A 26,045-nucleotide genomic window follows, 5' to 3' on the forward strand; every position below is an offset into this window, starting at 1 on the left:
GGGCTGCTCGAAGCGGCCCGGGAGCTGCCCTGGGTGGCCCGCCGGCGCCGGCGCCTGCCGGCCGCCGTGGAGGCCGACCTGGCGGTGCTGGAGGGCCGCGCGCCCCGCCGGCCCGCGCCCGCCCCCGCCGCGATGGCCCTCTCCCCCGCGGACTGAGGCCGTCACCCGACACGCACCACCCCGCCACGGCGCGTCAACGATCGACTCGGCACAATCGACACATGGGTCCCCGCCGGTGGCTGCTCGCCGATCAACTCGGGCCGCACTTCCTGGACGACGACAACCAACCGGTGCTGCTGATCGAGGCCGCGGAGCTGTTCCGGGGCCGGCCACTGCACCGGCAGAAGGCGCATCTGATCCTCAGCGCTCTACGCCACCGGGCCGCGGAGCTGGGTGACCGGGCGCTGCTGCTGCGCACCGGCACCTTCCGGGAGGCACTGGCCGGACTCGACGCTCCGGTCGAGGTGTGTCACCCCAGCACCCGGAAGACACTGCGGTTCGCCCGCTCGGTCGAGCGGGTGCGGGTGCTGCCGCCGCGCGGCTTCGTCACCGACCGCGCCGACTTCGCCGCCTGGGCGGACCGGCCCCGGCGCGGGCAGCTGCGGATGACGGACTTCTACCGGCACGCCAAGCACCGGCACGGCATCCTCGTCGGGCCGGGCCCGACCCGCAGCGCCGCCGCCCGGTCCCGCCCGCTGGACGTGCCGCCACCGCCCCCGATCGTCGAGGACGACATCGACGCCCAGGTCCGCGCCGACCTGGACCGCTGGGAGCGGGACGGGGTGCGCTTCGTCGGCCGGGACGCCCCCCGCGGCTATCCGGCCACCCACGCCGAGGCGCAGCAGCGGCTGGACCACTTCCTGCGGCACCGGCTGCCGGAGTACGGCCGCTTCGGCGAGGTGATGAGCGCCGCCGACCCGCTGCTCGCGCACAGCGCGCTCTCCTCGTCGTTCAACCTCGGGCTGCTCGACCCGGAGCCGGCGATCCGGCGCGCCGAGGCGGCCTGGCGCGACGGCGACGCCCCTGCCGCGGCGGTGGAGGCGTTCGTCCGTGGCCTGCTCGGCTGGCGCGAGTTCCTGTGGCAGCTGTACTGGTACTTCGAGCCGCAGTTCCGGGGGATGGACTGGCTCGCCGCGACCGAGCCGCTGCCCGACTGGTTCGTCGAGCTGGACGCCGACGCGGTGCAGGCGCGCTGCCTGGCCGGGGTGCTGGCCGGGGTGCGCGACCGGGCCTGGGCCCACCACGCCCAACGGCTGCTGGTGCTCGGCAACTACGCGTTGCAGCGCGGCTGGCGCCCCGCCGAGCTGGTGGACTGGTTCCAGCGGTCCTTCGTCGACGGCGCCGAGTGGGTGATGAACGCGACGGTGGTCGGCATCAGCCAGTACGCCGACCTGGCCCGGGTGGACACCCGCCCGTACGCGGTGGACGGCCGGTACGTCGACGAGCTCAGCGACTACTGCGGTGGCTGCCGGTACCAGCCGGACCGGGCGCTGGGCGAGCTCGCCTGCCCGTACACCGGTGGGTTCGAGGCGTTCCTGTACCGCAACGGGCAGAAGCTGGCCGGCGACCCGCGGCTCGCCGCCGAGCTGGCCGCCCGGGACGACCCGGAGCACCGGGAGGCGGTGCTGGCGCAGGAGGAGAAGCGGGGCGGCACCCCGCCGTGACTCCCGCGCCGGCACCGCTCCCGGTCACCGTCGGCCGGTTACGGCCTGCTCGCCCGCCTCGGCGGTGGCCAGGAAGTCGACCAGCAGCCGGTGGAACTGTTCGGCCCGTTCGATCTGCGGCATGTGCCCGCACCCGGTGAACAGGTGGGTGTGGGCCCGGGGGAAGCGCTGCCGGGCCGCGTCCAGGTGCGTGGCGGGCAGGATGAGGTCCCGGTCGCCCCAGACCACCAGGGTGGGGATGTCGTGCCGGGCGACCTCGGTCAGCAGCTCCTCGCGCCACTGTGGCCGGACGCCGCGCACGGTGCCCAGGTCGGTGACGAGTTCCCGCAGCACCCGGCCGGCGTACGGCTGGCGGGCCACCTCGAGGGCGTGGGCGATCCGCTCGTCGGTGGCGAACGCGGGGTCGGCGAAGATCGCCCGCTCGGTCCGGCGGGCGATCCCCCGGCTGGGGCGCGACAGGAGCCGGGCCAGCGGACGCAGCGCCATCAGCCGCAGCGCGATCGTCACCTCCTGGCCGAAGCCGGCGCTGCCGACCAGGGCGAGGCTGGCCACCCGGTCCGGGTGGTCCGCCGCGAACCGCATCGCCACGGCCCCGCCGAGGGAGTTGCCGACCACGTGCACCGGCTGGTCGACGCCGACGGCGTCGAGGTAGTGGTCGACGAAGCGGCCCAGCGCCGCCAGGGTGCAGGCGCCGGCCATCGGCAGCGAGCCGCCGTGGCCCGGCAGGTCGACGCTGTACACCCGGAACCCGCGGGCGAGCAGCTCGTGCTGCTCGGTGAAGTCGCGCAGCGTACGCCCGATGCCGTGCAGCAGCAGCACCGGCGGCCCGTCGCCGTCGATGCGGTGGCGGACCCGCCGGCCGTCGACGGTGACGTGTCGGGGGCGGGTAGGGGTCGCGGCGCTCATGCCGGGTCCGCCGCGGAGACGTCGGCCGGGGCCGGGGTGACGGGGGTGTGGCCGACGGCCTGGGCGGCGGGCTTCCCGGCGCCGGCATTGAGCCCGATGACGAGCAGCCGGTTGTAGGAGGCCGGGGCGAGCCGGGCCAGGAGGTCCGGCAGCTTCGCCGACCAGCCGATCAGCACCCGGCCGCGGCGCTTCTGCACGCCGCGCAGGATCACCTCGGCGGCTTTGGCCGGCGGGATGGAGAGCAGCTTCTCGAACTGCCGCCGCCCCGTCTCGTACTCCTCGGGGGCCACGCCGCTGCCGATCCGCGCGTTGCTGGCGATCCGGGTGGCGATGCCGCCGGGGTGGACCGAGGTCACCCCGACGCCGTCGTCGACCAGTTCGTGGCGCAGCGCCTCGGTGAAGCCGCGGACGGCGAACTTGCTGGCCGAGTAGGCGGCCTGACCAGCCGGGGCGATGATGCCGAAGAGGCTGGAGACGTTGACCAGGTGCGCTCCCGGCTCGGCCTTGAGCGCCGGCAGCAGCGCGTGGGTCAGCTGCACCACGGCCTGGAAGTTGATGTCGAGCACCCAGTTGAACTCGTCCAGGGTGACCTGGTCGAAACGGCCACCGAGGGCGACCCCGGCGTTGTTGACCAGCAGCCGGATCCGCGGGTGCGCGGCCAGCAGTTCCGTGGCCAGCCGGGCGGTCGCGGCCCGGTCGGCGAGGTCGACCACGTGGGTCTCCACCCGCCGGTCGGGGTGGGCGGCGCGGATCGCGGCGGCCACCGCGTCGAGCCGGGCGTCGTCCCGGTCGAGCAGGACCAGGTTGCTACCGCGGGCGGCGAGGCCGTGCGCGACGGCCTCGCCTATTCCGCTGGCGGCGCCGGTGACCACGGCGGTCCCGGCACGGAAGTCAAAGGGTCGCACGCGGCCTCCTTGCTGCGCGGATGGTGCATTGGCGGTGGTGTGGTGGTGCGCGGGCGCGCCCCGGTCAGCCGACCGGGGCGCCCTCGGTACGGGTGTCCGGCGTGGACGGCGCCGGGGTGGCCCGGGAGAACCGCACGCCCTCGTCGGCGAGCCGGCCGTGCCGCATCAGCACCACGTCCCGGGTGTAGTTCTGGTAGAGCCGCCACGGGGCGCGGGCGCCCTGCTTGGGCAGGGCGTCGACGCTGCGCAGCACGTACCCCGACTTCAGGTCGATGATCGGCTCCAGCTCGCCGTCGGTGGGGGCGACCGGGGTGACGATCTGCTGACCGGTGGCGTCCAGGTGGCGCAGCAGCCGGCAGACGTACGTGGCGACCAGATCGGCCTTCAGCGTCCAGGAGGCGTTGGTGTAGCCGATCGTCAGGGCGAAGTTCGGCACGCCGGAGATCATCATGCCCTTGTAGGCGACGGTCCGACCGAGGTCGACGTCGACGCCGTCCACGGCGAGGGTCATCCCGCCGAAGGCGAGCAGGTTCAACCCGGTGGCGGTGACGATCACGTCGGCCGGCAGTTCCTCGCCGGAGCTGAGCCGCAGGCCGGTCTCGGTGAAGGTGTCGATGGTGTCGGTGACCACCGAGGCGCGGCCGGCCTTCACCGCGTCGAACAGGTCGCCGTCGGGCACCACGCAGAGCCGCTGGTCCCAGGGGTTGTAGCGGGGCGAGAAGTGCCGGTCGACGTCGTAGCCCACCGGCAGCCGGCCCTTGGCGGCCCGGCGCAGCAGCCCCTTGACCACCTTCGGCGCGCGCCGGCTGAGCTGGAAGTTGGCGGTGCCGAGCAGCACGTTCTTCCAGCGCACCACCGGGTAGACGGCCTTCTCCGGCAGCCAGCGGCGCAGCGTGTCGGCGACCACGTCCCGCGAGGGCAGGGAGATCACGTAGGTGGGCGAGCGCTGCAGCATGGTGACGTGGGCGGCCTGCTCGGCCATCGCCGGCACCAGGGTCACCGCGGTGGCGCCGCTGCCGATCACCACCACCCGCTTGCCGGTGTAGTCGAGGTCCTCGGGCCAGTGCTGGGGGTGCACCAGCGTGCCGGCGAACCGGTCGGCACCCGGGAGCTGCGGGGTGTAGCCCTCGTCGTAGCGGTAGTAGCCGGAGCAGGTGAAGAGGAAGGCGCAGGTGAGCACGACCTCCTCGGCGGTGTCGTCGCGCCGGGCGTGGACCGTCCAGCGGGCGGTGGCGCTGTCCCACTCGGCGCGGACCACCCGGTGGTGGAAGCGGATGTGCTCCTCGACGCCGTACTCCCGGGCGGTCTCCCGCACGTAGCCGCGGATGGACTCGCCGTCGGCGATCGCCTTCGGGTTGGTCCACGGCTTGAACGAGTAGCCGAGGGTGTACATGTCGGAGTCGGAGCGGATGCCCGGGTAGCGGAACAGGTCCCAGGTGCCGCCGATCGCGCCGCGGGCCTCGAGGACCGCGTACGTCTTGTCGGGACAGTTGCGTCGCAGGTGCACGGCCGCGCCGATGCCGGACAGGCCGGCACCGACGATGAGCACGTCGACGTGGTCGGAGGCCATCGCATCTCCCGGGTCCGAGGCAGAGGATCGGACACTATCCACCATCGTCGACGTCCGTCAACACCCTGTCGATAGGGATCGACATCGCGTCGAGCCGGTGTAGCATCGACGCCCATGACGACCGCCCGCACCCCCGCCGGGACAGGGCGTGGCCGGCGGGCCGCGCGCTCCGCCGGCGACGAGCGTGAGCTGGCCATTCTCGGCACCGCCGAGCGGCTGCTCGGGGAGCGCGCCTTCGCCGAGATCTCCATCGACGACCTGGCCCGGGGCGCCGGCATCTCCCGGCCGACGTTCTACTTCTACTTCCCGTCCAAGGACGCGGTGCTGCTCACCCTGCTCGACCGGGTCACCGAGGAGGCCGACGCCGCCGCCGGCGACGTGCTGGACCGGCTCGCCGAGGACCCGCGGGCCCGCTGGCGGGAGCTGATCAGCCGGTTCCACGCCATCTTCGGCGCGCACCGGGCCGTGGTGCTCGCCTGCGCCCAGGTCCGCGGCACCAACGCCGAGGTACGCCGACTCTGGGCCAACGTGCTGCACCGGTGGGTGCAGGCGGTCGAGGCGGCGATCGAGGCGGAGCGCCGGCGCGGGGCGGCCCCCGCCGGCCTGCCCGCCCGCGACCTGGCCATCGCGTTGAACTCGATGAACGAGCGGGTCCTGTACGCCACCTTCGCCGGTGACGGGCCGGCGGTGGCCGAGCGGGACGTGGTCGACGTGCTGCTCGACGTGTGGTTGAGCGGCATCTACCGGCGCACGGACCCGCCACCGCGCTGATCCCCGTCGCGTCAGCCGGCCCGGGTGAACTCCATGACCCAGTTGGTCTCCCAGCTCCGCTCCCCGTCGGTGGAGAACGCCTGCTCCCAGCGGCAGGAGGTCGGCGTGATGCCCGACCAGACGAACCGGCACCGGATCGGGCGGCCCTCGTCGGTGTCGTCGGCGAGGAAGGTGCCGACGCCGTCGGTGAACCGGCCGACCATCGGCGGCACCTCCAGCACCCCGCGGCGGCTGTTCATCCAGTAGATCGACCAGTCGCCGGTCGCCGGGTCCAGGATCCGCAGGCTGGAACCGGAGAAGCCCCTGGTCGGGCAGGTCATCTCGTCGAAGCTGCCCGCGCCGTCGAAGAACCGGTGGGCCACGCTGGTGCCCGGGAAATCGTCCCAGTCGTCGCCGCTCACGTGCCGGCGCACCAGGCGCCGGTTGACCACGTCCCACCGGCCGACCAGGAAGTCGAAGTCGCCGCTCACCGGCCCACCGGCCCTTCCGCGCGCTGGTCGGCCAGGTAGCCGTCCAGGTCGGGCCGGTCGGGGGCCAGGACGTGCCGGACCCAGGCGGCCCGCTCGTGCTCCAGCACCCCCAGCTCCCAGACGCAGCCCACCCCGGGCCGGTCCAGTGGCACGAAACGCGCCGGGTGGTCGTCCGGGCAGCCGAGCACCGGCTGGCCGGCGACCGCGATCCGGCACTCCACCACGTTGTCCCAGAACCAGGTGTACGCCAGCAGGTAGGCGCCGGTGTCCGCGCCCCGGTGCAGCACCACCCACCCGGCCGGCGGCGTATCCCCGTCGGGCGGCGACAGCAGGTCGGGCAGGACGGCGTACGCGGCCCGTTCCACCTCCGGGGTGATCCGCTGGTCGGGCTGGTCGATGTGGTAGCGCTTGAGCTGGCGGCCGGCGACCGTGGTCACGCCGGGCACCCGCAGCTCCTTGTCTCGGAAGGCCATGCCGGGACGGTAGGCCGGGTCCCCTGACAGCTACTGTCAGTGGAATGCGCGCCAGTCGCCTGCTGTCGCTCCTGCTGCTGCTCCAGACGCACGGTCGGTTGACCGCCGCCGACCTGGCCCAGCGGTTGGGGGTGTCCACCCGCACCGTCTACCGGGACGTGGAGTCGCTGCACGCCGCCGGCATCCCGCTCTACGGGGAAGCGGGCCATGCCGGTGGCTACCGGCTGGTCGACGGCTGGCGCACCCGGCTGACCGGGTTGACCGCCGAGGAGGCCGAGCGGCTCTTCCTCGCCGGCCTGCCCGGCCCGGCCGCCGAGCTGGGCTACGGCGCCGTGGTGGCCGCCCTGCAACTGAAGTTGGACGCGGCGCTGCCGCCGGCGCTGCGGGACCGGGCCGACGCGGTGCGCCAGCGCTTCCACCTGGACACCCCGAACTGGTACTCCGACGGCGACGCCTCGCCCCACCTGGCGCCCACCGCGGAGGCGGTGTGGCGGCAGCACCGGGTACGCGTGCGCTACCGAAGCTGGCGCGGGGAGCGCACCGTCGTGCTGGCGCCGTACGGCCTGGTGCTCAAGGGCGGCCGGTGGTACGTGGTGGCCGACGCCGGGCGCGGGCCGGCCACCTATCGGGTCAACCAGATCCTGGCGCTGACCGCCCTGCCGGAGTCCTTCACCCGGCCGGCCGACTTCGACCTGGCCGCCTGGTGGCGCGGGCAGGTGGCCGACTTCCGGGCCGGCCTGCACCAGCAGGAGGCGACCGTCCGACTGTCGCCGCGCGGGCGGGAGCGGCTGCGGGAGGTGGCCAGCGAGCTGGTGGCCGCCGCCGCGGAGACCTCCGCCGGCCCGCCGGATGCCGACGGGTGGGTGACCGCCGTGGTGCCGATCGAGTCGCTGACCCACGCTCACGGCGACCTGCTGCGCCTCGGTGCCCAGGTGGAGGTGCTGGCGCCGACGGAGCTGCGCGAGATGCTGGCGGCGACGGCCGTCGAACTGGCCGCGCTCTACGCCCGGTGACCGTTGCCCGGCCCGGTCACCGACCACGCAGCACCGCACCGATCGTCGCCACCCCCTCCTCGATCTCCCCGGCGGTGTTCGCGGCGTAACCCAGCACCAGGCCCGGCGGGTACGGGCGCTGGGCGTGCCAGGACAGCGGCTGGGTCTTCACGCCGCGGCGCAGTGCCGCCGCGGCGAGCTCCCCGTCGACCAGCCCGCCGCCGAAGGTGACGGTGAGGTGCAGCCCGGCGGCCGCGCCGTGCACCGTCGCGCCGGGCAGGTGCGCGGCGATCGCCCGGGTCATGGCGTCCCGGCGGCGGACGTGCCGGCGGCGCAGCAACCGCAGGTGCCGGTCCAGGTCGCCGGTGGTCATCAGCTCGGCCAGCACCAGCTGCGGGAGCACCGCGTTGCCCAGATCGGCCATCCGCTTGGCGGCGACCAGTGCGTCGTGATGGCGGCGCGGCACCAACACCCAGCCGGTGCGCAGCGCGGGGGCGAGCAGCTTGGAGACGCTGCCGGTGTAGCAGACCCGGTCGGGCAGGGCGCCGCGCAGCGCCGGCACCGGCGGGCGGTCGTACCGGTGCTCGGCGTCGTAGTCGTCCTCCAGCACCAGCCCGCCCCGGCCGGCCCAGTCGAGCAGCTGGCGGCGCCGCTCACCGTGCAGCACCACGCCGGTGGGGAACTGGTGGGCGGGGGTGAGCAGGACGGCCGGGTGCCCGGCGGCGGCCAGCTCGGCGACCCGCAGCCCGTGACCGTCCACCGTCACCGGCGGCGTGTGCAGCCGCCAGTTCGCCAGGTGCTGGCGGACGCCGAGCGAGCCCGGGTCCTCCACGGCCACCGTGTGCACCCCCTGCGGGTGCAGCACCTGGGCGAGCAGGCCGAGCGCCTGGGAGACCCCGGCGACGACCACCACCTCGTCGGGGTCGACGCGGATGCCCCGGGTGCGGGCGAGCCGTTCGGCCACGGCGCGGCGCAGCACCGGGGTGCCGCGCGGGTCGCCGTACCCGAGGGCGGCGGCGTCCAGCCGACGCAGCACCGCGCGTTCGGCCCGCAGCCAGGCCGCCCGCGGGAAGGCCGCGAGATCGGGTACGCCCGGGGTCAGGTCGATCCGGGCGGGGGCGGTGCGCAGCGCGTCGAAGATCGCCGTGCCGGGTCCGGGAACGAAGAGCGCCTCGGGCGAGGGCGGTACGACCACTGTGGACGTCGAGGTGACCACCTCCGGGGCGGCCACGACGACGGTGCCGCCCCGGCCCCGCCCCGCCACCCGCCCCTCCTCGGCCAACCGCTGGTACGCCTCGGTGACCACGCCCCGGGACACCCCGAGATCGGCGGCGAGCACCCGGCTGGCAGGCAGCCGTCCGCCGCGCGGGATCCGGCCCTCGGCGATCGCGGCACGCAGCTCGCCGGCCAGCCACTCGGCCCGGCCGCCGGGCGGGGCGGCGGTGACGTCGAGTTGGAGGAAATCGGAGCCGGCGGTTATGGACTCCTCGGAGGCGTGCGGTTTGGCCCTGGCCACCGGACCATTGTCACCGCAGGGTGGAGGTCGTGACCATCGCCTTCCTGGCCACCACGCTGGTCGTGGTCGCCACCCCCGGCACCGGGGTCGTCTACACGCTCTCCGCCGGGCTGTCCCGGGGCCGCCGCGCCGGGATCGTCGCGGCGCTCGGCTGCACGCTCGGCGTCGTCCCGCACCTGGCGGCGGCGCTCACCGGTCTCGCCGCGCTGCTGCAGGCCAGCGCCACCGCGTTCCACCTGGTGACCTGGCTCGGCGTCGGGTACCTGCTGGTGCTGGCCTGGGCGACGGCGCGGGACCGCTCCGGCTTCGCGTCCGGGGCGACCGACGCCGCCCCACGCCCGGCCCACCGGGTGATCCTGTCGGCCGTGCTGGTCAACCTGTTCAACCCCAAGCCGACGCTCTTCTTCGTGGCGTTCCTGCCCCAGTTCGTACCCGTCGAGGCGCCCGACGCGCCCGCGCGGATGCTGGCCTGCGGCGCCGTGTTCATGCTGGCCACCTTCGTGGTCTTCGCCGGGTACGGGATCTTCGCCGGCACCGTGCGCGACCGGGTGCTGGCCCGGCCCCGGCTGACCGACTGGTTGCGCCGCGCCTTCGCCGGGTCGTTCCTCGCGCTCGGCGTCTCCCTCCTGCTCGCCGACGGATAGGAATCATCGCCATGCGCTTTCAGCACTCCCCCGCCGTCCGCTCGGCCCACCCGGAACTGCTGGCCGGCCTCCTCGCCGCCGAAGGGCTCACCGACCACCCGGCGGTGGACGACCGGATCGCGCACTTCGCCACGATCGCGCGGAACCGGTTGGCCGCCGGGACCGAGAGCGGCTTCCCGGAGATCCAGGCCTGGCGTCGGGCGTTCGCGGCGATGGGCCTGCCGCCCACCCGGTACCGGTGCGCCGCCGAGTCGCTGCTGCGCCGCTACCGCCGCGAGGGGTCGCTGCCGCGGCTGCACCCGCTGGTCGACCTTTGCAACGCGGTCTCGCTGGCGTTCGCGGTCCCGGTCGGGGTGTTCGACCGGGACCGGATCGACGGCGACCTGGTCGTCCGGCATGCGCGCGGCGACGAGGAGTACCTGACCTTCGCGGGCGACACCGAGCGACCCGACCCCGGCGAGGTGATCTTCGCCGACGACGCCGGCCGGGCGCACGCCCGGCGGTGGACGAACCGGCAGAGCGGCTGGTCGGCGGTCCGCGACGGCACCCGCGACGTGCTGATCGTGGTCGAGGCGATGCACGCCCGGGCCGGCGAGGACGTGCCGGCGCTGCTGGCCGTCCTCGTCGCCGAGCTGGCCGAGGGCTGGCGGGCCGACGCGCGGTCGGCGGTGCTGACCGACGCCGCTGCCGGGTACGAGGTGGCCGACCGGCCGGCCCTCGACGGCCGGCCCGGTCAGGCGCTCTCGCCCGGGGCGAGGTACCGGTAGCCGGCGCCGAGCGTCTCGCCGAACCAGCCGTTCACGCTGGCCAGGCCGCGGGAGTTGAGCTGGGCGTCGTGGATCGGGTGGATCCGCGTCGCCCCGACCGCCTGGGCGAACCCGATCGCCTCGGTCAGCTTCAGCCAGGACCCCTGGGCCGGCAGCAGCAACGTCTCCACCGGCTGCCCGGGCAGGTGCAGCGAGTCTCCCGGGTGGTAGACCGCGTCGTCGATCAGGTAGCCGAGGTTGGCGCAGTTCGGCTGGCCGTCGTGGATGACGGCGTGCCGGCCGCCCACCGCGGTCACGGCGAAGCCTGCGGCGGTGAACCGTTCCCCCACGCCGACCCGGGTCACCGGCAGCGGGGCGGTCGCCGGCAGCTCGGCCCCCTCCGGGGCGAACACCGGCACGCCCAGGCCGGCCAGCCGCAGCACGTCGATGTGGTCGGTGTGCTCGTGGGTGACCAGGACGGCGTCCGCCCCGACCAGCGCGTACGGCTCGCTCCAGGTGCCCGGGTCGATGACCAGCACCCGGCCGTCGTGCTCGATGCGTACGCAGGCGTGGGTGTACTTGGTGATCCGCATCGGCCGACGGTACGCCGCACCCGACCGCGTCGCTGACCGTGCCGAGCCGAGCACGAATCGATGTATTGACATAGCAAGGCAACCCATCAGTAACATCTGCGCAACCTCGGATTCCCGAGATCCCCCATCGATCGACGTCCGCCCACGGCGGGCGCCGGTCCGCCGTACCCGCCCACCCCCCGGGGCGCCGGCAGCCGAGAAAGAGGAACGACATGAGGACGCGCATCAGCAGGTGGCTGCTCGTGGTGGCCGTGGCGGTCACCGCCGTCGCCGTAGCGCCCACTCCCGCACAGGCCAGCACCTACACCGCGTCGAGCAATCCGATCCTGTTCGTGCACGGCTGGAACAGCAGCGCGAGCACCTGGAACACGATGATCAGCCGGTTCCAGGCCGACGGCTGGCCGTCGAGCAGCCTGCGCGCCTTCTCCTACAACACCAGCCAGTCGAACGCCACCACCGCCCAGCAGGTCGCCCAGGAGGTCGACAAGCTGCTCGCCAACACCGGCGCGACGAAGGTCGACATCATCACCCACTCGATGGGCGGCCTCTCCTCCCGCTACTACCTGAAGAACCTCAACGGCGGGGCCAAGGTGGACCGCTGGGTCTCCCTCGGCGGCCCGAACCACGGCACCACCTCGGCCAACGTCTGCTTCAGCACCGCCTGCGCGGAGATGCGGATCGGCTCGACCTTCCTGGCCAACCTCAACGCGAGCGACGAGACCCCCGGGGTCCCGGCGTACGGCACCTGGCGGTCGAACTGCGACGGTGTGATCAACCCGGTCGACAGCACGGTGCTCTCCGGGGCGGGCAACACCCTCGCGGCCTGCGTGTCGCACACCAGCCTGCACACGGACGCCACCATCTACGGCCAGGTCCGCGACTTCGTCAACCCGTGATCACGGCGCCGTCGCCCGCCCGCACCGGGCGGCGGCTCCGGACCTGCAACGGACCCGTCCCGGACCCGGCCGGCGGGTCGGCTGCCCCCGCTGCGACGGATCCGCACCCCGACGGTCCACGGCGGGGGCATGATCGGGGGCGTGGAGCGACGACCCGGGTACGGGCACCGCCGGGTGCCGCACACCGCCGACGTACGCATCGAGGCGTGGGCACCGGACCAGGAGAGCTGCCTCGCCGAGGCGGTCGACGCGCTGGTGGAGACCTTCGTCGACCCCGATCGCCTCGGTCAGCTTCAGCCAGGACCCCTGCGCCGGCAGCAGCAACGTCTCCACCGGCTGCCCGGGCAGGTGCAGCGAGTCGCCCGGGTGGTAGACCGCGTCGTCGATCAGGTAGCCGAGGTTGGCGCAGTTCGGCTCGCCGTCGTGGATGACGGCCGGCGTGCCGCCCGCCCACCGCGGTCACGGCGAAACCGGCGGCGGTGAACCGCACCCGGGTCACCGGCAGCTCGGCTCCCTCTGGGGCGAAGACCGGCACGCCGAGACCGGCCAACCGCAGCACGTCGACGTGGTCGGTGTGACCCTGGACGGCTGACCCCGGGTCAGCCCTTCACCACACCGATCGGTGCCAGCCGGACCACCTTCCGGCACAGCCCGCCGCCCTCGGCTGCCTCGATCACCGCCGAGATGTCCTTGTACGCCGCCGGCATCTCCTCGGCCAGGCCCCGCCGGGACGCGCCGCGTACCGCGATGTCCTGAGCCTCCAGCTGGCGGCGCGGGTCCATGCCCCGCTCGGCCTTGACCGCCTGCTTGCGACTCTGCGTGCGTCCGGCGCCGTGGCAGGTGGAGGCGAAGGCGGGCGCGTCCGGCACCCCGGTGAGCACGTACGAGCCGGTGCCCATGGAGCCGGGGATCAGCACCGGCTGTCCCACCTCACGCAGGTCCTCGGGCAGGTCGGCATGCCCCGGCGGCAACGCCCGGGTGGCGCCCTTGCGGTGCACGCAGAGGCTGCGCTGCCCGCCGTCGACAGCGTGAGTCTCGATCTTGGCGAGATTGTGCGAGATGTCATAAACCAGGTCGAGGTCGCGGCCGGTCTCGCGCGTGAAGACCTTGCGAGCGGCGTCGGTCAGCAATTGCCGGTTCGCCCGCGCATAGTTGGCGGCCGCCGCCATCGCGCCGAGGTAGGCGCGACCCTCGTGCGACGACACGGGCGCGCAGGCCAGCTGCCGGTCCGGCACATGGATGCCGTACCGGGTCATCACTTTCTCCATCTGGCGTACGTAGTCGGTGCAGATCTGGTGGCCCAACCCCCTCGACCCGCAGTGGATCATCACGCAGACCTGGCCGGGGCGCAGCCCGAAGGCGGTAGCGACGCTGTCGTCGTACACCTCCTCGACGGCCTGCACCTCCAGGAAGTGGTTGCCGGAGCCGAGGCTGCCGACCTGTCGGGCGCCGCGCTCCACCGCCCGCTCGCTGACCTGCGCCGGGTTGGCGTCGCCGACCGCGCCGTAGTCCTCGCAGCGCGCCAGGTCCCGCTCGACGCCGAACCCCCGCTCCACGGCGTGCCGGGAGCCACCGCGCAGCACCGCGTCGAGCTCCGACTGCTTCGACAGGTGCCACACCGCGCCCTTGCCCATCCCGCGCGGGGTCGCCGCGCCGAGCCCGTCCATCAGCGCGTCCAGCCGGCCGCCCAGCTCGGCGCGGTCGAGGTCGGCGGCGAGCAGCCGCACTCCGCAGGAGATGTCGAAGCCCACGCCGCCCGGGGAGACCACGCCGCCGTCCTCGACGTCGGTCGCGGCGACGCCCCCGATCGGGAAGCCGTAACCCCAGTGCACGTCGGGCATGGCGTACGAGGCGCCGACGATGCCGGGCAGCGTGGCAACGTTCGCCACCTGATCCAGCGACTTGTCCGCCCCGGCATCGGGCAGCAGCGACCGGGACGCGAAGACCACACCGGGCACCCGCATCGGGTCATGCTGGTCGATCCGGAACCGATACGGCGACTCCTCCACCAGCTCCATCCCCGCGGCTACCCGCCCCGGGGCCGCCCTACACCTGCCCGCGCCGGCCCCGCGGTCGGCCGCCGGGGCCCGCAGCGGCGGGCCCCCTGCGGGTACGACAGTTCCGGCCGCCAGCGGCCCGCCGCTGGGGCATGATCGGGGCATGGAGCCGGCGTACGGGCACCGCCGGGTGCCGCACACCGCGGACGTCCGGCTCGAGGCTTGGGCACCGGACCGGGAGGGCTGTCTCGCCCAGGCGGTCAGCGCGCTGGTGGAGACCTTCGTGGAGACGGCCGGCGTCCGACCGGACGCCGAGGCGACCGTGGACCTGCCGCCCGGCGATGACGAGGACCTGCTGGTAGGCCTCCTCGACGAAGTAATCTTCCGGATGGAGACCGAGGGGACGCTGCCCCTGGTCACGCAGGTCGCCCCCGGCGACGACGGCGGGCTGCGGGTGCGCTGGCGCACCGTGGACACGGACGCGGTGGAGCTGGTCGGCGCGGTGCCGAAGGCGGTCTCCCTGCACGCGCTGCGCTTCGCCCGCACCGACGGCGGCTGGTGCTGCGCGGTGACGGTCGACGTCTGACGCCGGCGGGTTGTCAGCCCCTCGCGCAGCGAGCCCCAGGCCTGTTCGAACACCTGGTCACGGCCCACGACGGCTCGCCGTTGCGGCGATTCTGGCACCCGTTACCCTGGCCACCTATCCTGCCGAGTGTGTGCGGCGGCGGCCATCGCCCCGAGGTAGGCCCGCCCCTCCGGGGAGTCGACCGGCGCGCAGGCCAGCTGCCGGTCCGGCACCTCGATGCCGTACCGGGGCATGGCCTTCTCCATCGCCCGGGGGTCGCGCTGCTCGCCTCCCCCGCCGCCGCGTACGTGACGGGGGCGTCATGGCCGGTGGACGGCGGGATGCTGATGATGGGCCCGCAGGCGGCGGCGCTGCCGTCGGACGAGTGGCGCTCGGTCTGAGTCCGTGCCGGGCATCGGGCGGAGTCCGGTCAGCGGTCCGCGCCGGGAAGCCGGGCCGCCAGGTGCCGGCGGGCCCGGGCGACCAGCGCGCCCGGGTCGTCGGCGTAGAAGCGCACCTCGGTCATCGGCGCACTCTCGCCGGCGGGCAGCGGGAAGGAGACCGGTTCGCGCAGCACGACGTCGACGCTGGTCTGGCTGCCGGCGCCCACGTGCAGGATCGCCGCGTCCGCCTCGTGCTCGACCTGGATGGTCCGGCTGGACGGCAGTGAGCGGTAGCGGGCGGAGACGGTGGCGACCGCCGTCCACGGCACCCGGAGGTCGACCGAGGTCCCGGACCGGATTCGCAGCCCCTCGTCACCGACGACGTGGGGGTGCTGCCGCAGGCTGGCGAGCAGTCCGATCATCCAGAGCAGGCCCCAGATGCCGAGCCCGAGCACGGTGTGCCGGAGCCATGGCCACGGCAGGGTGTGCCGCAGGATCAGGTCGAAGACGGGGATCTCGATCGCGGAGAGGGCGATGAAGACGCCGAGGATGGGGGTCACCACCCCGCTGTAGCTGAAGACGTCGGCGCCCGGCGGGCGGGTGACCGGCCGGCGCAGGAGCCACGACCCGAGGCTGCGCCACATGCCCAGTTCGTACGCGACGGCACGGCGTAGCAGCGTCGGGATTCGACCGTCGCGTCCCATCAGTGACTCCTCACGTTTTTGCATTGCAGTCGCAATGTAAAACGCCGGAAGGGTTCGCGTCAATGCGGTCGCATTGTGAAAACATGGGGTGGTGCCGAAGCGGGTGGACCACCGGGAGCGCCGCACCCTGATCGCCGACGCCCTGATGCGGGTGGCGGCGGAACGTGGACTGGAGGCGGTGAGCCTGCGACACGTGGCCGCCGAGGCGGGGGTCTCCTCCGGGATGGTCCAGCACTACTTCCGCACCCGGGACGAGATGATGACCTTCGCCCTGTCGGTGGTGCACGAACATCACGAGGCCCGGATCGGGGCGGCCATCGCCGCGCTCGGCCCGGACCCCGCACCGCGGGCGCTGCTGCGGACCATGCTCGTCGAGCTGCTCCCGCTCGACGAGGCGCGCCGGGCCGACGGGCGGGTGGCGCTGGCGTTCCTGGCGTACACGGCCGTGCGCCCCGAGGTGGCCGCCGGGCTGCACCAGGAGACCGTTGGGTTGCTGGCGTTCCTGGCCGGGCAGATCCGGGCCGGCCGGCCGGCGGACCGACGGGTCGACCCGGACCGGGCGGCGGTGGGGTTGCTGGCCATCGTGGAGGGGCTCGGGGTCTATCTGCTCGGCGGTCACTACCCGGCGGAGACCGCACTGGCCGCGCTCGACGCCCAGCTCGACCTGATCATGGGGCCTACCGACGTGGGGGTCGGCCGCGACCGGGACTGAGGCGACCACCCCGGTCGAGTCTCAGGGCGCCCGTCCCGCCTCCATCTCCGGGCTCGTGCCGGCCGGTGGCCCTTCCGGGCTCGGGTTGACCGGTTCCGGGAAGTGGCAGGCGGTGGCCTGCCCTCCGCCGCGGGGGGTGAGGGCGGGTTCGTCGGTGGCGCAGATGTCCTGGGCCTTCCAGCAGCGGGTGCGGAACCGGCAGCCCGAGGGCGGGTCCAGCGGGGTGGGGACGTCGCCGGTGAGGCGGATGCGACCGGCCGGGGCGAGGGTCGTCACGTCGGGGATCGCCGACAGCAGCGCCTTGGTGTACGGGTGCTGCGGCCGTTCGTAGATGTCGGCGCGGTCGCCGATCTCGACGATCTTCCCGAGGTACATGACGGCGACGCGTTGGCAGAAGTGCCGGACCACGGCCAGGTCGTGGGCGATGAACACGAACGCCAGGTCGAGATCGCGTTGCAGGTCCCGCAGCAGGTTCACCACCTGCGCCTGGATCGAGACGTCCAACGCCGACACCGGTTCGTCGGCCACGATCAGCTTCGGCCGTAGGGCCAGGGCACGGGCGATGCCGATGCGCTGGCGCTGCCCGCCGGAGAACTCGTGCGGGTAGCGGTTGTAGTGCTCCGGGTTCAGGCCGACCAGTTCGAGAAGCTCCTGGACCCGTTTCTTGATCCCGCCGGGCGGATCGATGTGGTTGACCTGCAACGGCATCGCCACGATCCGGCCCACCGTGTGCCGGGGGTTCAGCGACGCGTACGGGTCCTGGAAGATGATCTGCAGGTCCTGCCGCAACGGCCGCAGCGCACCCCGCCGGGCATGCGTGATGTCGCGCCCCGCGAACTCGATCGAGCCGGCGGTGGGTTCCAGCAGCCGGACCAGCATCCGGCCCGTGGTCGTCTTGCCGCAGCCGGACTCCCCCACCAGACCGAGGGTCTCGCCCGGGCGCACGTCGAAGTCGAGGCCGTCCACCGCGCGGACCAGACCCCTGCTGCGGAAACCGGTGCGCACCGGGAAGTGCTTGGTCAGCCCGCGTACCCGCAGCAACGGTTCGGCGGCGGGTCGCGCGGGGGCGCCGGCCGGGAGGCTGGCGTCGACGGCGTTCACCGGGCCACCCCCTGCCCCGCGATCTCCGTCTGGTGGATCCGTTGCCGCTCGGCCTCCGGCAGGTGGCAGGCGACGAGGTGTCCCCGCTCGACCACCTGCCGCAGCTCGGGCACCTCGGTGGACGACCGGGTGCCGTTGCGGCCGGCGTACCGGCAGCGGGGGTGGAACGCGCACCCCGGCGGCAGGTTGATCAACGACGGCGGATTGCCCGGGATGGGCAGCAGGTCCGCGTCGGCGTCACCGTGCAACGACGGCACGCTCGACAGCAGACCCCAGGTGTACGGATGCTGCGGCCGCCGCAACACCTGCGCGACACTCCCCCGCTCCACCGCCCGGCCCCCGTACATCACCAGGACATCGTCCGCGACCTGCGCCACCACCCCCAGGTCATGGGTGATCAGGATGATCGCCGAGTGGAACTCGGACTGAAGATCGGCCAACAGATCCAGGATCTGCGCCTGCACCGTCACGTCCAACGCCGTCGTCGGCTCGTCGGCGATCACCAGATCCGGGTCGTTGACCAACGCCATCGCGATCATCGCCCGCTGCCGCATCCCACCGGAGAACTCATGCGGATACTGGTCGAACCGCCGCCCCGGCTGCGGAATCCCCACCCGGCCCAGCATGTCCACCGCCCGGGCCCGCGCCTCCCGCCTCCCCGCCCCCGGGGAATGCACCCGGTACGCCTCGGCGATCTGCCGCCCCACCGGGTAGTACGGATGCAACGCCGACAACGGATCCTGGAAGATCATCGACAGGTCCCGGCCCCGCAACCGGCGCATTCCCTCCTCCGACAGGCCGACCAGGTCCCGCCCGCCGAGGAGGATCCGCCCCGAGATCCGGGTACGCCGGGGGTCGTGCAGACCCATGATCGCCAGTGAGGTCACGCTCTTGCCGGAGCCCGACTCGCCGACGATGCCCAGCGTTCGCCCCTGGGCGACGGTGAACGACACCCCGTCCACCGCCCGCACCACTCCGTCGGCGGTGTCGAAGCTGACCCGCAACTCCTCCACCCGCAGGTAGGGGCCCGTTTCCCGGCGCGGTGCCGGGACAGCCGTGTCCGTCATCGCCACCCTCCCTTCAGTTCAGTCGCACCCGGGGGTCGATGGCCGCGTACAGCAGGTCGACCACGATGTTGGCGACCACGATGAACACCGCGGCCAGCAGCACGGTGGCCATCACCACCGGCAGGTTGAGGAACTGCACCGCCTCCACGGTGGCCTTGCCGAGCCCCTGCAACCCGAAGATGCTCTCCGTGATGAAGGTGCCGCCCAGCGAGGTGCCGATGTCCAGGCCGGCGATGGTGACGATCGGGGTGATCGCCGCGCGCAGCGCGTGCCGCAGGTGCACCCGCCGCCGCGACAGCCCCTTGGCCCGGGCGGTGCGGACGAAGTCCTCGGAGAGCGTCTCCAGCATCTGCGCCCGGGACAGCCGGGCGTAGATGGCGGAGTTGAGGAAGCCCAGCGTCATCCAGGGCAGCAGCAGCCCGACCGCCCAGCGCAGCGGGTTCTCGGTGAACGGCGTGTAACTGGGGAAGGGCAGCAGGCCGGTGGCGTAGACCAGGACGTAGAGCAGGATCAGGCCGAAGAAGTAGACCTGCATGGACGCACCGGCCAGGCTGATCCCGATCGCCAGCCGGTCGAAGACCGTGCCCCTGCGCAGCGCCGAGATCATGCCGAGGCTGATGCCGAGCAGCAGCCAGACCACCGCCCCGCCGGCGACGATGCTGACGGTCACCGGCAGCCGCTGGGTGATGATCTCGGTGACCGGCTGGTTGTTGCGGAACGAGTAGCCCAGGCACGGCGCCGGGCAGGCCCGGCTGAAGTCACCCGAGCCGTAGGTGCGGCCCACGGCGACGCCGCGGACGAAGTCCAGATACTGCCGGGGCAACGGCTGGTCGATGCCGAGGCGCTGCTCGACCTGCGCGATGTCCTCGGCCGTGCAGTTCTTGCCGCACATCACCCGCGCCGGGCTGCTCGGCACCGCGAAGAAGAGCCCGAAGGTGACCAGGCTGATGACGATAAGGGTGGCGACCGCGACGAGCAGCCGACGGACGATGAACCGGACCACGGGACACCTCCTGTGACCCGGTGGGGGCGACGCGCCGGGCGCCGCCCCCACCGGCGGTCACTGCTTCACGTAGATGGTGTTGGCCTGGATGATGCCGAAGGCGTCGCTGAGGAACGCGTTGCCGACCTTCGAGCCGTGCAGCTCGTACGTCGCGTCGTAGTAGCAGGGCACGACCGGCACGTACTCGGACATGATCTTCTTGTCCAGGGCCATCCAACCGGCGTCCTGCTCCGCCGCCGAGAGGTTCCGAACCCGGTCGATCTCGGCGCTGAGCGCGGCCTCGTTGAGGTAGGAGAGGTTGTTGTTCCCCTCGGCCACGATCTCCCGGCCGTCGTAGACCGGCGGGATGACCGTCGAACCGGTCGGCCAGTCCGATCCCCAGCCGCTGAGGTAGAGGTCGTACGGGTTGTTCTTCCGGCCGATCTCGTCGTAGTAGCTGCTGTTGTCGATGGACTTCATCACGATGTCGAAGCCCATGTCGGTGAGGTTCTTGCGCAGCGCCTCGGCCTGCTGGGTGCGGATCTCGGTGTTGGAGTGGGCCAGCACCAGCTTCGGCCGCTTGCCGGCGAGCAGCTCGGTCACCTTGGCCTTGTCGCCGTTGACCGGGGCGTTGAACACGTCGTACTTCTGGAAGCCGGCGGTGGTCGGGGACATCAGGGTGGTGGCCGGGGACCCGGCCGCCTGCCCGCCGATGGCCTTGAGCACGGCGTCCTTGTCGACCGCGTAGTTCAGCGCCTTGCGGATGTTCAGGTCGGTGACCCGCTGGGTGTTGATGTCCAGCACCCAGGTGTACTGGGTGGGGCCCTTGACCACCCGGTCGGCGACGCCGGCGGAGGTGGTGCGGGGCAGCACCGCCGGGGGTACGTCGACCCAGCTCAGCGCGGCCTGGTCGGCCGGGGCGTCGGCGACCAGCCGCTCGGCGATCTGCGCCGACTCCAACCCGAAGGTGAACCGGAACCCGTCCGGGTACGCGGTACGCAGCGGGTCGGTCTTCGGGTCCCAGTTCGGGTTGCGCTCCAGTTCCAGCGCCACGTCCCGCTGGTACGACTTCACCTTGTACGGCCCGGACGAGAAGGGCCGCAGGTCGTACTGGTCCCGGGTGTCCTTGCCGGCGGGCACCGGCGCGCTGGTCGGCAGCGCGGCGGCGTACGGCAGGTCGCAGTGCGCCTCGGGGAAGGTGAAGCGGATGGTCCGGTCGTCGGGGGTGGTGATCCCGTCGGGGACGGCCTTGCCGCCGTCGTACGGTCCCTTGTAGGTGGCGTTGTACGCCCCGCCCGGGTACAGCCACTGCTGGATGTAGTGCGGCCCCTCGTTGAGGCTCGGCGCGAACGAGCGGCCGATCCCGTACGCCACGTCCTTGCTGGTCACCGGCGAGCCGTCCTCGTACTTCACCCCCTCGCGGAGGGTGAACTGCCAGACCTTGCAGTCGCCGTTGACGTCCTTGCCCGGATCGGTGGCCAGGTCGCCGACGAGCAGCAGCTTCCCGGTGCCGTCCTCCTTGTAGCCGTTGAGCGCCCGGTAGATCAGGCCGCCGGTCACCTGCTGGACGTTGACGTAGTTGCGGGCCGGGTCGAGGTGCTCGAAGTCCGACACCTGCATGACGGTGAGCGTGCCGCCTCTGCTGGCGCCGTCGACGGCCTTGGCGGGGCCCTGGTTGTCGGCGGCCTCGTAGGAGATCGACCCGGTCTGGGTCTTGGCCTTCTCCTCCTCACCGCCCCCACCCGAGTCGGTGGTCCTGGTGCAGCCGCCGGCGGCGAGCGCCACGGCCAGGACACCACAGGTCAGTGTCCGGGTTCTTCCTCGCACGGTGTTCTCCCTTCCCGCCCGGTCGGCCGCGCCGGCCGGGCGTACGTGCACCGATGGCCGGGGGTTACCGGGTTGACCGGGGATCCAGCGAGTCGCGCAGGGCGTCACCGAAGAGGTTGAACGCCAGGACCAGCAGGAAGATCGTCAAACCGGGGAACAGGGTGTACCAGGGGTCGCTCGCGACGTAGCCGATGCTGTTGTAGATCATGCGGCCGAGGTCGGGCGTGGGTTCGGTGACGCCGATGTTGACGAAGGCCAGGGCCGCCTCCACGGCGATGAACTGCGGCACGTTCAGCGAGACGGTGACCAGGATCGGCGCCCAGATGTTCGGCAGCAGCTGGCGGAACAGGATGTGTCCGGTGCCGGCGCCGGCGGCGCGGGCGGCCTCCACGAACTCGCGCTCCCGCAGCGAGATCACCTGACCGCGGACCAGGCGCGCGGTGTACGTCCAGCTGAACAGGCCGAAGGTGGCCACGATCAGCGCGATCCGGAAGCTCGGCGGCGGCGCCTCCCGCTCGGTGTAGAAGCGGTCCTCGAGGATCGGGATCACGGCCAGCGCGAAGATGAGGAACGGAAACGCCAGCGTCACGTCGATGAACCAGTTGATCAGCCCGTCCAGCCAGCCGCGCGCATAGCCGGCGACGATTCCGACGGCCACCCCGATGGTCGACGCCAGCAGGGCCGAGGCGAACGCGATGAACAATGAGGTCCGCAGTCCGTGGACCAGTTGCAGCAGAATGTCCCGGCCGCTTCCCGGCTCGAGCCCGAGCAGATGATCGGCACCGATACCGCCGGCGTATCCCACCGGCATGCCGAAGTCATTGAGCCGGTCGACGAACTTGTCGGTCGGGTCGATTCCGGTGAGTCGTCCGATCAGTGGCGCGGCGAGCGCCACCAGGGTCGCGACCAGCAGCACCAGCGCGCTGGCCAGGGCGGTCCGGTCCCGCTTGAGGCGCAGCCAGGCGAGCTGGTTGGGCGATCGGGAGACGATGTCCCGGTGCGGTCCGGGCGGCGGTGAATCGGCCGGCGAATTGACGGCGACGGCCGCGTCGACCGCTTCCGCCTCGCGCGGCGCGGACAGTGACGGCGGGTGGGACATGTCGCTCATCGCGGGCCCCCTCATCGACAGCGGAACGGGGTGATGAGGCGACCGTAAACCGCTGCGAGGGGGCGATAAGAATCGTTCCGGTAACGGCTGTTCCGGTTGTCGTGAATCGGCAACGATCCGGTTTCGGCGATGGCTCTTTGCCGTAACGGCGCAATTCGGTTGTCCCGACCGGGCAACGATCCGGTAAAGCCGGAGACATCCATTGCCGTCGCAGCGGCATTCGGTTGTCAGCCGGACGGCCATTCATGGATCGAGCGCGCGCGCCACTGCGGCCAATCCGGCAGGGTGTCACACCCGACGACGCCGCACCAACCTCCGGTGCAACAACTCGTGACTCTTCGCGTTCACACCGTCCACCTAGGGTTTGCCACGGTCCGGCCACACGACGGCCGGGCGCCACCGGCCCCCGCCGGGGCCACGACGGAAGGACACCACCATGCCCTTCGCCCGACGCGCCGCCACCCTCGCCGTGGCCGCCACCCTCACCAGCCTCGCCGCCGGCACGGCTCTGCTGCCCGGGGCCGCCGAGGCCGCGCCCCGACCCGGCCCGGAGACCCCGTCGGTGCTCGTGCTCCGGATGGACCGGCCGGCCGCCGGGGAGCACCGCTCCGCCCTGCTGATCTGCGGGCCCACCGGCGGCACCCACCCCGACGCCGCGACCGCCTGCCGCACCGTCGCCCGCGTCGACGGCGACCTCGACGCTCTCGGCACCGACCAGGGGCCCTGCCTCCTGGAGTACGCCCCGGTCACGGTCCACGCCTGGGGGTTCTGGCAGGACCGGCCGGTGGCCTGGTCGAAGACGTACGACAACCGGTGTCGGATGCTGCGCGGCACCGGCGCGTTGTTCGCCTTCTGACCGCCCCCCGGCGCGGCGCCCGCTCCTGGGGAGCGGGCGCCGCGCCTCCGGCGGTCACGTCGCGTGCGAGATGGACGACCGGGTGATCCACCAGAACTGGGCGGCGAAGGCGAGCAGCACCACCAGCACGCCCACCGTGATCGCCATCGCCGAGCCGATGACCAGGGCGAGCAGCAGCGTGACGCTGGCGCCGAGCAACAGCGCGTTGACCGCGCCGATCATCGCCGCCGTGGTGAGCAGCAACTGGAAGCGTCCGGGAGTGCCGCCGACCGCCCGCCAGGCGGCGCGGGCCACGTCCTCGTCGGTCGCCGCGTCGGCGAAGAAGTCGTGCCCTCCGCCGAACTGCCGGTGGTAGAAGCCACGGATGCGTTGGAGCCGCTGCAGCGACAGCGAGTTCTCCACCATGTTCTGCACCAGCCGGAAGAAGGTCAGCAGCCCGGTGACCACCAGCGTGGGCAGCACCGCCGCCAGGTACGGCCGGAGCAGTTCCCCGCTGGTGGAGACGAAACCGAGCCCGACCAGGGACGCCGACAGCAGCGTGAGGAAGACCGTGGCCCGGCCGACCGACTCGGCGATGGTCGCGCCGCGGGAGGTCTGCAGCGCGAAGTGCTCGGTGGTCAGGGCGGTGAGCAGCGCCTGCTCCCGCTCCTTGTCGTCCATTCCCCGCGACCCCCGCTGCCTCGGCTAGAACCACCCTATGCAGCGGCCCGTTCGGGGCGGGCCGGAACGCTGTCGCTCCCCTCGGCCGGGCCGCCGGCCCCCTGACGGACAATGGGGGTGCCCGCGCCGCGGGACGACGCCCGAGCCGCAGGAGACCGCCCACCGTGTCCGAAACCCCCCGCGCCGCCCCGGAGCTGCGCGCCGACTGCGGCCGGTGCGTCGGGCTGTGCTGCGTAGCCCCGGCCTTCGCCGCGTCGGCCGACTTCGCCCTGGACAAGCCGGCCGGCCGACCCTGCCCGAACCTGCGAGCCGACTCCCGCTGCGGCATCCACGACCGGCTGCGCGAGCGGGGATTCCCCGGCTGCACCGTCTTCGACTGCTTCGGCGCCGGCCAGCAGGTCACCCAGGTCACCTTCGGCGGCCGGGACTGGCGCGACGACCCGGCCACCGCGGCGGCGATGTTCGCCGCCTTCACCGTGGCCCGACCGCTGCACGAGCTGCTCTGGTACCTCACCGAGGCGGTGGCGCTCACCGCCGCCGGCCCGCTGCGCGACGAACTGGTCGCCGCGCGCGAGGAGACCGGACGCCTCACCGACGCCGACCCGGACGTGCTGCGCGCCGTCGACGTGGACGCGCAGCGGGCGCGGGTCAACCTACTGCTGTCCCGGGCCAGCGAACGGGCCCGGGCCGGTACCGACGGCGTCGACCGACGGGGCGCGGCGCTGTTCGGCGCCGACCTGCGCCGGGTGCGCCTGGTGGGGGCGAACCTGCGCGGCGCCGTCCTGGTCGGCGCCGACCTGCGCGGGGCGGACCTGCGGCTGGCCGACGTCACCGGCGCGGACCTGCGCGGCGCGGACCTGCGCGGCGCCGACCTGTCCGGGACGCTCTTCCTGCACCAGTCACAGCTCGACGCGGCCCGGGGCGACCGGCACACGGTGCTCCCGGCGGCGCTGCGCCGCCCCGGGCACTGGTCCGGGCTGACCCTCACCCCGGTACCGCGCCCGGGTGACGGCGCGACCGGTGGCCGGCGGGCCGGCGCGGCAGCCCGGCGGGGGCGCGGCCCGCGCCGCTGAGGTCCCGGCCGGCGGGTTTGCCGGCCCGTGTGGCGGGCAGGTACGTCGGCATGACGGATGAACGACGCACCGACCGGGCCAGCACAGACGAGCCGGACGGCGTATCGGCGTACGAGGCGTCGTTGCGACCGCCGGGCGACTCGCTGCGCAGCACCGACGACACCGGCGACGACTTCGCCGACCTGCCGGCCGAGGAGCACCTGTCGGCGCGGGAGACCAGCCGCGCCGGCTACGACGTGGACGCGGTCTCCGGGACGGCCGACCCCTCCGAGGAGGAGGCGGTCAACCCGCCCACGGAGTGACGACGGCACCCGCTGAGCATCGGCCCGGTCGGCGACCTCCGACCGGGCCGCGGTCTGTCCGGTGGGCGAGGCTCAGCGGCCCGCGCCGACCGCCGCCCGCGCCTCGGTCATCCCCCGGTTGGCCAGCGCGTCGGCCCGCTCGTTCTCCGGATGGCCGTTGTGCCCCTTCACCCAGTGCCAGGACACCTCGTGCCGGCTGCAGGCCGCCTCCAGCCGCTGCCACAGGTCCGCGTTCTTCACCGGCTGCTTCGCCGCGGTGAGCCAGCCGTTGCGCTTCCACGACGCCAGCCAACTGGTGATGCCGTTGCGCACGTAGGTGCTGTCGGTGTGCAGCCGCACGGTGACCGGCCGCGTCAGCGCCTCCAGGGCCTCGATGGCCGCGGTCAGCTCCATCCGGTTGTTCGTCGTCGGGGTGGCCTCCCCGCCGCACAGTTCCCGCTCGTGCCCGCCGTAGCGCAGCAGCACGCCCCAGCCGCCCGGCCCGGGGTTGCCGCTGCACGCCCCGTCGGTCCAGATCTCCACGGCCCCGCCGGTCTGCGCCTCCACCATGCCCAGAACCTAC

Annotated in this window: 28 protein-coding genes and 1 pseudogene; 12 read left to right on the forward strand and 17 right to left on the reverse strand. The window is 73.2% G+C overall.

Translation table 11 applies throughout. The annotated features are described in order from the left end of the window. Positions 1 to 221 precede the first annotated feature (221 nt). Positions 222 to 1,664, forward strand: coding sequence for a cryptochrome/photolyase family protein (locus tag V6U81_RS23595; RefSeq protein WP_334492233.1), 1,443 nt, complete (start codon positions 222 to 224; stop codon positions 1,662 to 1,664). 24 nt (positions 1,665 to 1,688) lie between these two features. Here the strand turns inward: V6U81_RS23595 and V6U81_RS23600 are convergent, their stop codons facing one another. The 3 genes from V6U81_RS23600 to V6U81_RS23610 all read right to left on the reverse strand — a co-directional run bounded on the left by V6U81_RS23600 (position 1,689) and on the right by V6U81_RS23610 (position 5,045). Beyond that, entirely contained in the window at positions 1,689 to 2,570 is an 882-nt protein-coding gene (locus V6U81_RS23600; protein WP_334492235.1) for an alpha/beta fold hydrolase, read from the reverse strand. Next, a complete protein-coding gene (locus V6U81_RS23605) occupies positions 2,567 to 3,475 on the reverse strand; it encodes an SDR family NAD(P)-dependent oxidoreductase (protein WP_334492237.1) in 909 nt (302 codons plus the stop codon). The genes V6U81_RS23600 and V6U81_RS23605 overlap by 4 nt, the downstream gene beginning before the upstream one ends. Before the next feature lie 64 nt (positions 3,476 to 3,539). Beyond that, a complete protein-coding gene (locus V6U81_RS23610; protein ID WP_334492239.1) occupies positions 3,540 to 5,045 on the reverse strand; it encodes a flavin-containing monooxygenase in 1,506 nt (501 codons plus the stop codon). A 114-nt stretch (positions 5,046 to 5,159) separates the two neighbouring features. On the opposite strand from V6U81_RS23610, the gene V6U81_RS23615 reads away from it, so the two are divergent. After that, positions 5,160 to 5,816, forward strand: a complete 657-nt coding sequence (locus tag V6U81_RS23615) for a TetR/AcrR family transcriptional regulator (RefSeq protein ID WP_334492240.1) — start codon at positions 5,160 to 5,162, stop codon at positions 5,814 to 5,816. Positions 5,817 to 5,827: 11 nt separating this feature from the next. Here V6U81_RS23615 and V6U81_RS23620 read toward each other — a convergent pair whose 3' ends face one another. Together V6U81_RS23620 and V6U81_RS23625 are read right to left on the reverse strand one after the other, a co-directional pair. Beyond that, positions 5,828 to 6,286, reverse strand: a complete 459-nt coding sequence (locus V6U81_RS23620) for a hypothetical protein (RefSeq protein WP_334492242.1) — start codon at positions 6,284 to 6,286, stop codon at positions 5,828 to 5,830. Continuing rightward, positions 6,283 to 6,759, reverse strand: coding sequence for a hypothetical protein (locus tag V6U81_RS23625; RefSeq protein ID WP_334492245.1), 477 nt, complete (start codon positions 6,757 to 6,759; stop codon positions 6,283 to 6,285). Before V6U81_RS23625 ends, V6U81_RS23620 begins: the two co-directional genes overlap by 4 nt. A gap of 44 nt (positions 6,760 to 6,803) precedes the next feature. Between V6U81_RS23625 and V6U81_RS23630 the strand changes: the two genes are divergently transcribed. After that, entirely contained in the window at positions 6,804 to 7,772 is a 969-nt protein-coding gene (locus V6U81_RS23630) for a helix-turn-helix transcriptional regulator (protein ID WP_334492247.1), read from the forward strand. 16 nt (positions 7,773 to 7,788) lie between these two features. Here the strand turns inward: V6U81_RS23630 and pdxR are convergent, their stop codons facing one another. Next, entirely contained in the window at positions 7,789 to 9,267 is a 1,479-nt protein-coding gene (pdxR, locus tag V6U81_RS23635) for a MocR-like pyridoxine biosynthesis transcription factor PdxR (RefSeq protein ID WP_334492249.1), read from the reverse strand. Positions 9,268 to 9,296: 29 nt separating this feature from the next. On the opposite strand from pdxR, the gene V6U81_RS23640 reads away from it, so the two are divergent. Both V6U81_RS23640 and V6U81_RS23645 read left to right on the forward strand, forming a co-directional pair. Beyond that, positions 9,297 to 9,911 (forward strand): LysE family translocator, encoded by a 615-nt coding sequence (locus V6U81_RS23640; RefSeq protein WP_334492252.1) that lies wholly within the window; start codon positions 9,297 to 9,299, stop codon positions 9,909 to 9,911. 11 nt (positions 9,912 to 9,922) lie between these two features. Beyond that, on the forward strand, positions 9,923 to 10,678 hold the full coding sequence (locus V6U81_RS23645) for a B3/B4 domain-containing protein (protein ID WP_334492253.1): 756 nt from the start codon (positions 9,923 to 9,925) through the stop codon (positions 10,676 to 10,678). Here V6U81_RS23645 and V6U81_RS23650 read toward each other — a convergent pair. After that, positions 10,645 to 11,250 carry an MBL fold metallo-hydrolase gene (locus V6U81_RS23650; RefSeq protein ID WP_334492254.1) on the reverse strand — a complete coding sequence of 202 codons (606 nt, stop codon included), beginning with the start codon at positions 11,248 to 11,250 and terminating at the stop codon, positions 10,645 to 10,647. The genes V6U81_RS23645 and V6U81_RS23650 overlap by 34 nt on opposite strands. 212 nt (positions 11,251 to 11,462) lie before the next feature. On the opposite strand from V6U81_RS23650, the gene V6U81_RS23655 reads away from it, so the two are divergent. Next, positions 11,463 to 12,146, forward strand: coding sequence for an esterase/lipase family protein (locus V6U81_RS23655; RefSeq protein ID WP_334492255.1), 684 nt, complete (start codon positions 11,463 to 11,465; stop codon positions 12,144 to 12,146). A gap of 141 nt (positions 12,147 to 12,287) precedes the next feature. Then, positions 12,288 to 12,629, forward strand: a complete 342-nt coding sequence (locus V6U81_RS29235; RefSeq protein ID WP_420884068.1) for an archease — start codon at positions 12,288 to 12,290, stop codon at positions 12,627 to 12,629. Between the two features lie 116 nt (positions 12,630 to 12,745). On the opposite strand, the gene V6U81_RS23665 is transcribed toward V6U81_RS29235, so the two are convergent. Next, positions 12,746 to 14,164 (reverse strand): RtcB family protein, encoded by a 1,419-nt coding sequence (locus V6U81_RS23665; RefSeq protein ID WP_334492256.1) that lies wholly within the window; start codon positions 14,162 to 14,164, stop codon positions 12,746 to 12,748. A gap of 142 nt (positions 14,165 to 14,306) precedes the next feature. Here V6U81_RS23665 and V6U81_RS23670 point away from each other — a divergent pair, with 142 nt between their 5' ends. Next, complete coding sequence (locus V6U81_RS23670) at positions 14,307 to 14,729, forward strand: archease (protein ID WP_334492257.1); 423 nt, start codon at positions 14,307 to 14,309, stop codon at positions 14,727 to 14,729. A gap of 128 nt (positions 14,730 to 14,857) precedes the next feature. Here the strand turns inward: V6U81_RS23670 and V6U81_RS29240 are convergent. Together V6U81_RS29240 and V6U81_RS23675 are read right to left on the reverse strand one after the other, a co-directional pair. Next, a pseudogene (locus V6U81_RS29240) lies at positions 14,858 to 14,980 on the reverse strand (RtcB family protein); the annotation flags it as partial. 158 nt (positions 14,981 to 15,138) lie between these two features. Further along, positions 15,139 to 15,795: a hypothetical protein gene (locus tag V6U81_RS23675; protein ID WP_334492258.1), complete on the reverse strand. Its 657-nt coding sequence runs from the start codon at positions 15,793 to 15,795 to the stop codon at positions 15,139 to 15,141. Positions 15,796 to 15,886: 91 nt separating this feature from the next. Here V6U81_RS23675 and V6U81_RS23680 point away from each other — a divergent pair, with 91 nt between their 5' ends. Next, positions 15,887 to 16,507: a TetR/AcrR family transcriptional regulator gene (locus tag V6U81_RS23680; RefSeq protein WP_334492259.1), complete on the forward strand. Its 621-nt coding sequence runs from the start codon at positions 15,887 to 15,889 to the stop codon at positions 16,505 to 16,507. A 21-nt stretch (positions 16,508 to 16,528) separates the two neighbouring features. Here the strand turns inward: V6U81_RS23680 and V6U81_RS23685 are convergent, their stop codons facing one another. From V6U81_RS23685 to V6U81_RS23705, 5 genes are all read right to left on the reverse strand, one after another. Then, positions 16,529 to 17,608, reverse strand: a complete 1,080-nt coding sequence (locus tag V6U81_RS23685; protein ID WP_334492260.1) for an ABC transporter ATP-binding protein — start codon at positions 17,606 to 17,608, stop codon at positions 16,529 to 16,531. After that, complete coding sequence (locus V6U81_RS23690; protein ID WP_334492261.1) at positions 17,605 to 18,675, reverse strand: ABC transporter ATP-binding protein; 1,071 nt, start codon at positions 18,673 to 18,675, stop codon at positions 17,605 to 17,607. Before V6U81_RS23690 ends, V6U81_RS23685 begins: the two co-directional genes overlap by 4 nt. 13 nt (positions 18,676 to 18,688) lie before the next feature. Next, on the reverse strand, positions 18,689 to 19,678 hold the full coding sequence (locus tag V6U81_RS23695) for an ABC transporter permease (RefSeq protein WP_334492262.1): 990 nt from the start codon (positions 19,676 to 19,678) through the stop codon (positions 18,689 to 18,691). Positions 19,679 to 19,735: 57 nt separating this feature from the next. Beyond that, positions 19,736 to 21,484 (reverse strand): ABC transporter substrate-binding protein, encoded by a 1,749-nt coding sequence (locus tag V6U81_RS23700; protein ID WP_334492263.1) that lies wholly within the window; start codon positions 21,482 to 21,484, stop codon positions 19,736 to 19,738. A gap of 64 nt (positions 21,485 to 21,548) precedes the next feature. Beyond that, positions 21,549 to 22,835, reverse strand: coding sequence for an ABC transporter permease (locus V6U81_RS23705; protein ID WP_334492264.1), 1,287 nt, complete (start codon positions 22,833 to 22,835; stop codon positions 21,549 to 21,551). 193 nt (positions 22,836 to 23,028) lie between these two features. Between V6U81_RS23705 and V6U81_RS23710 the strand changes: the two genes are divergently transcribed. Next, positions 23,029 to 23,448: an SSI family serine proteinase inhibitor gene (locus V6U81_RS23710; protein ID WP_334492265.1), complete on the forward strand. Its 420-nt coding sequence runs from the start codon at positions 23,029 to 23,031 to the stop codon at positions 23,446 to 23,448. A 54-nt stretch (positions 23,449 to 23,502) separates the two neighbouring features. On the opposite strand, the gene V6U81_RS23715 is transcribed toward V6U81_RS23710, so the two are convergent. Then, positions 23,503 to 24,108 carry a hypothetical protein gene (locus V6U81_RS23715; RefSeq protein ID WP_334492266.1) on the reverse strand — a complete coding sequence of 202 codons (606 nt, stop codon included), beginning with the start codon at positions 24,106 to 24,108 and terminating at the stop codon, positions 23,503 to 23,505. A 164-nt stretch (positions 24,109 to 24,272) separates the two neighbouring features. Between V6U81_RS23715 and V6U81_RS23720 the strand changes: the two genes are divergently transcribed. Further along, positions 24,273 to 25,181, forward strand: a complete 909-nt coding sequence (locus V6U81_RS23720; protein WP_334492267.1) for a pentapeptide repeat-containing protein — start codon at positions 24,273 to 24,275, stop codon at positions 25,179 to 25,181. 50 nt (positions 25,182 to 25,231) lie between these two features. Continuing rightward, complete coding sequence (locus tag V6U81_RS23725; protein ID WP_334492269.1) at positions 25,232 to 25,483, forward strand: hypothetical protein; 252 nt, start codon at positions 25,232 to 25,234, stop codon at positions 25,481 to 25,483. Positions 25,484 to 25,555: 72 nt separating this feature from the next. Here the strand turns inward: V6U81_RS23725 and rnhA are convergent, their stop codons facing one another. Next, positions 25,556 to 26,032, reverse strand: coding sequence for a ribonuclease HI (gene rnhA, locus V6U81_RS23730; RefSeq protein ID WP_334492270.1), 477 nt, complete (start codon positions 26,030 to 26,032; stop codon positions 25,556 to 25,558). Positions 26,033 to 26,045: the final 13 nt, after the last annotated feature.

This window comes from Micromonospora lacuserhaii, from assembly GCF_036902735.1.
In the GTDB taxonomy this organism is placed as follows: domain Bacteria; phylum Actinomycetota; class Actinomycetes; order Mycobacteriales; family Micromonosporaceae; genus Micromonospora.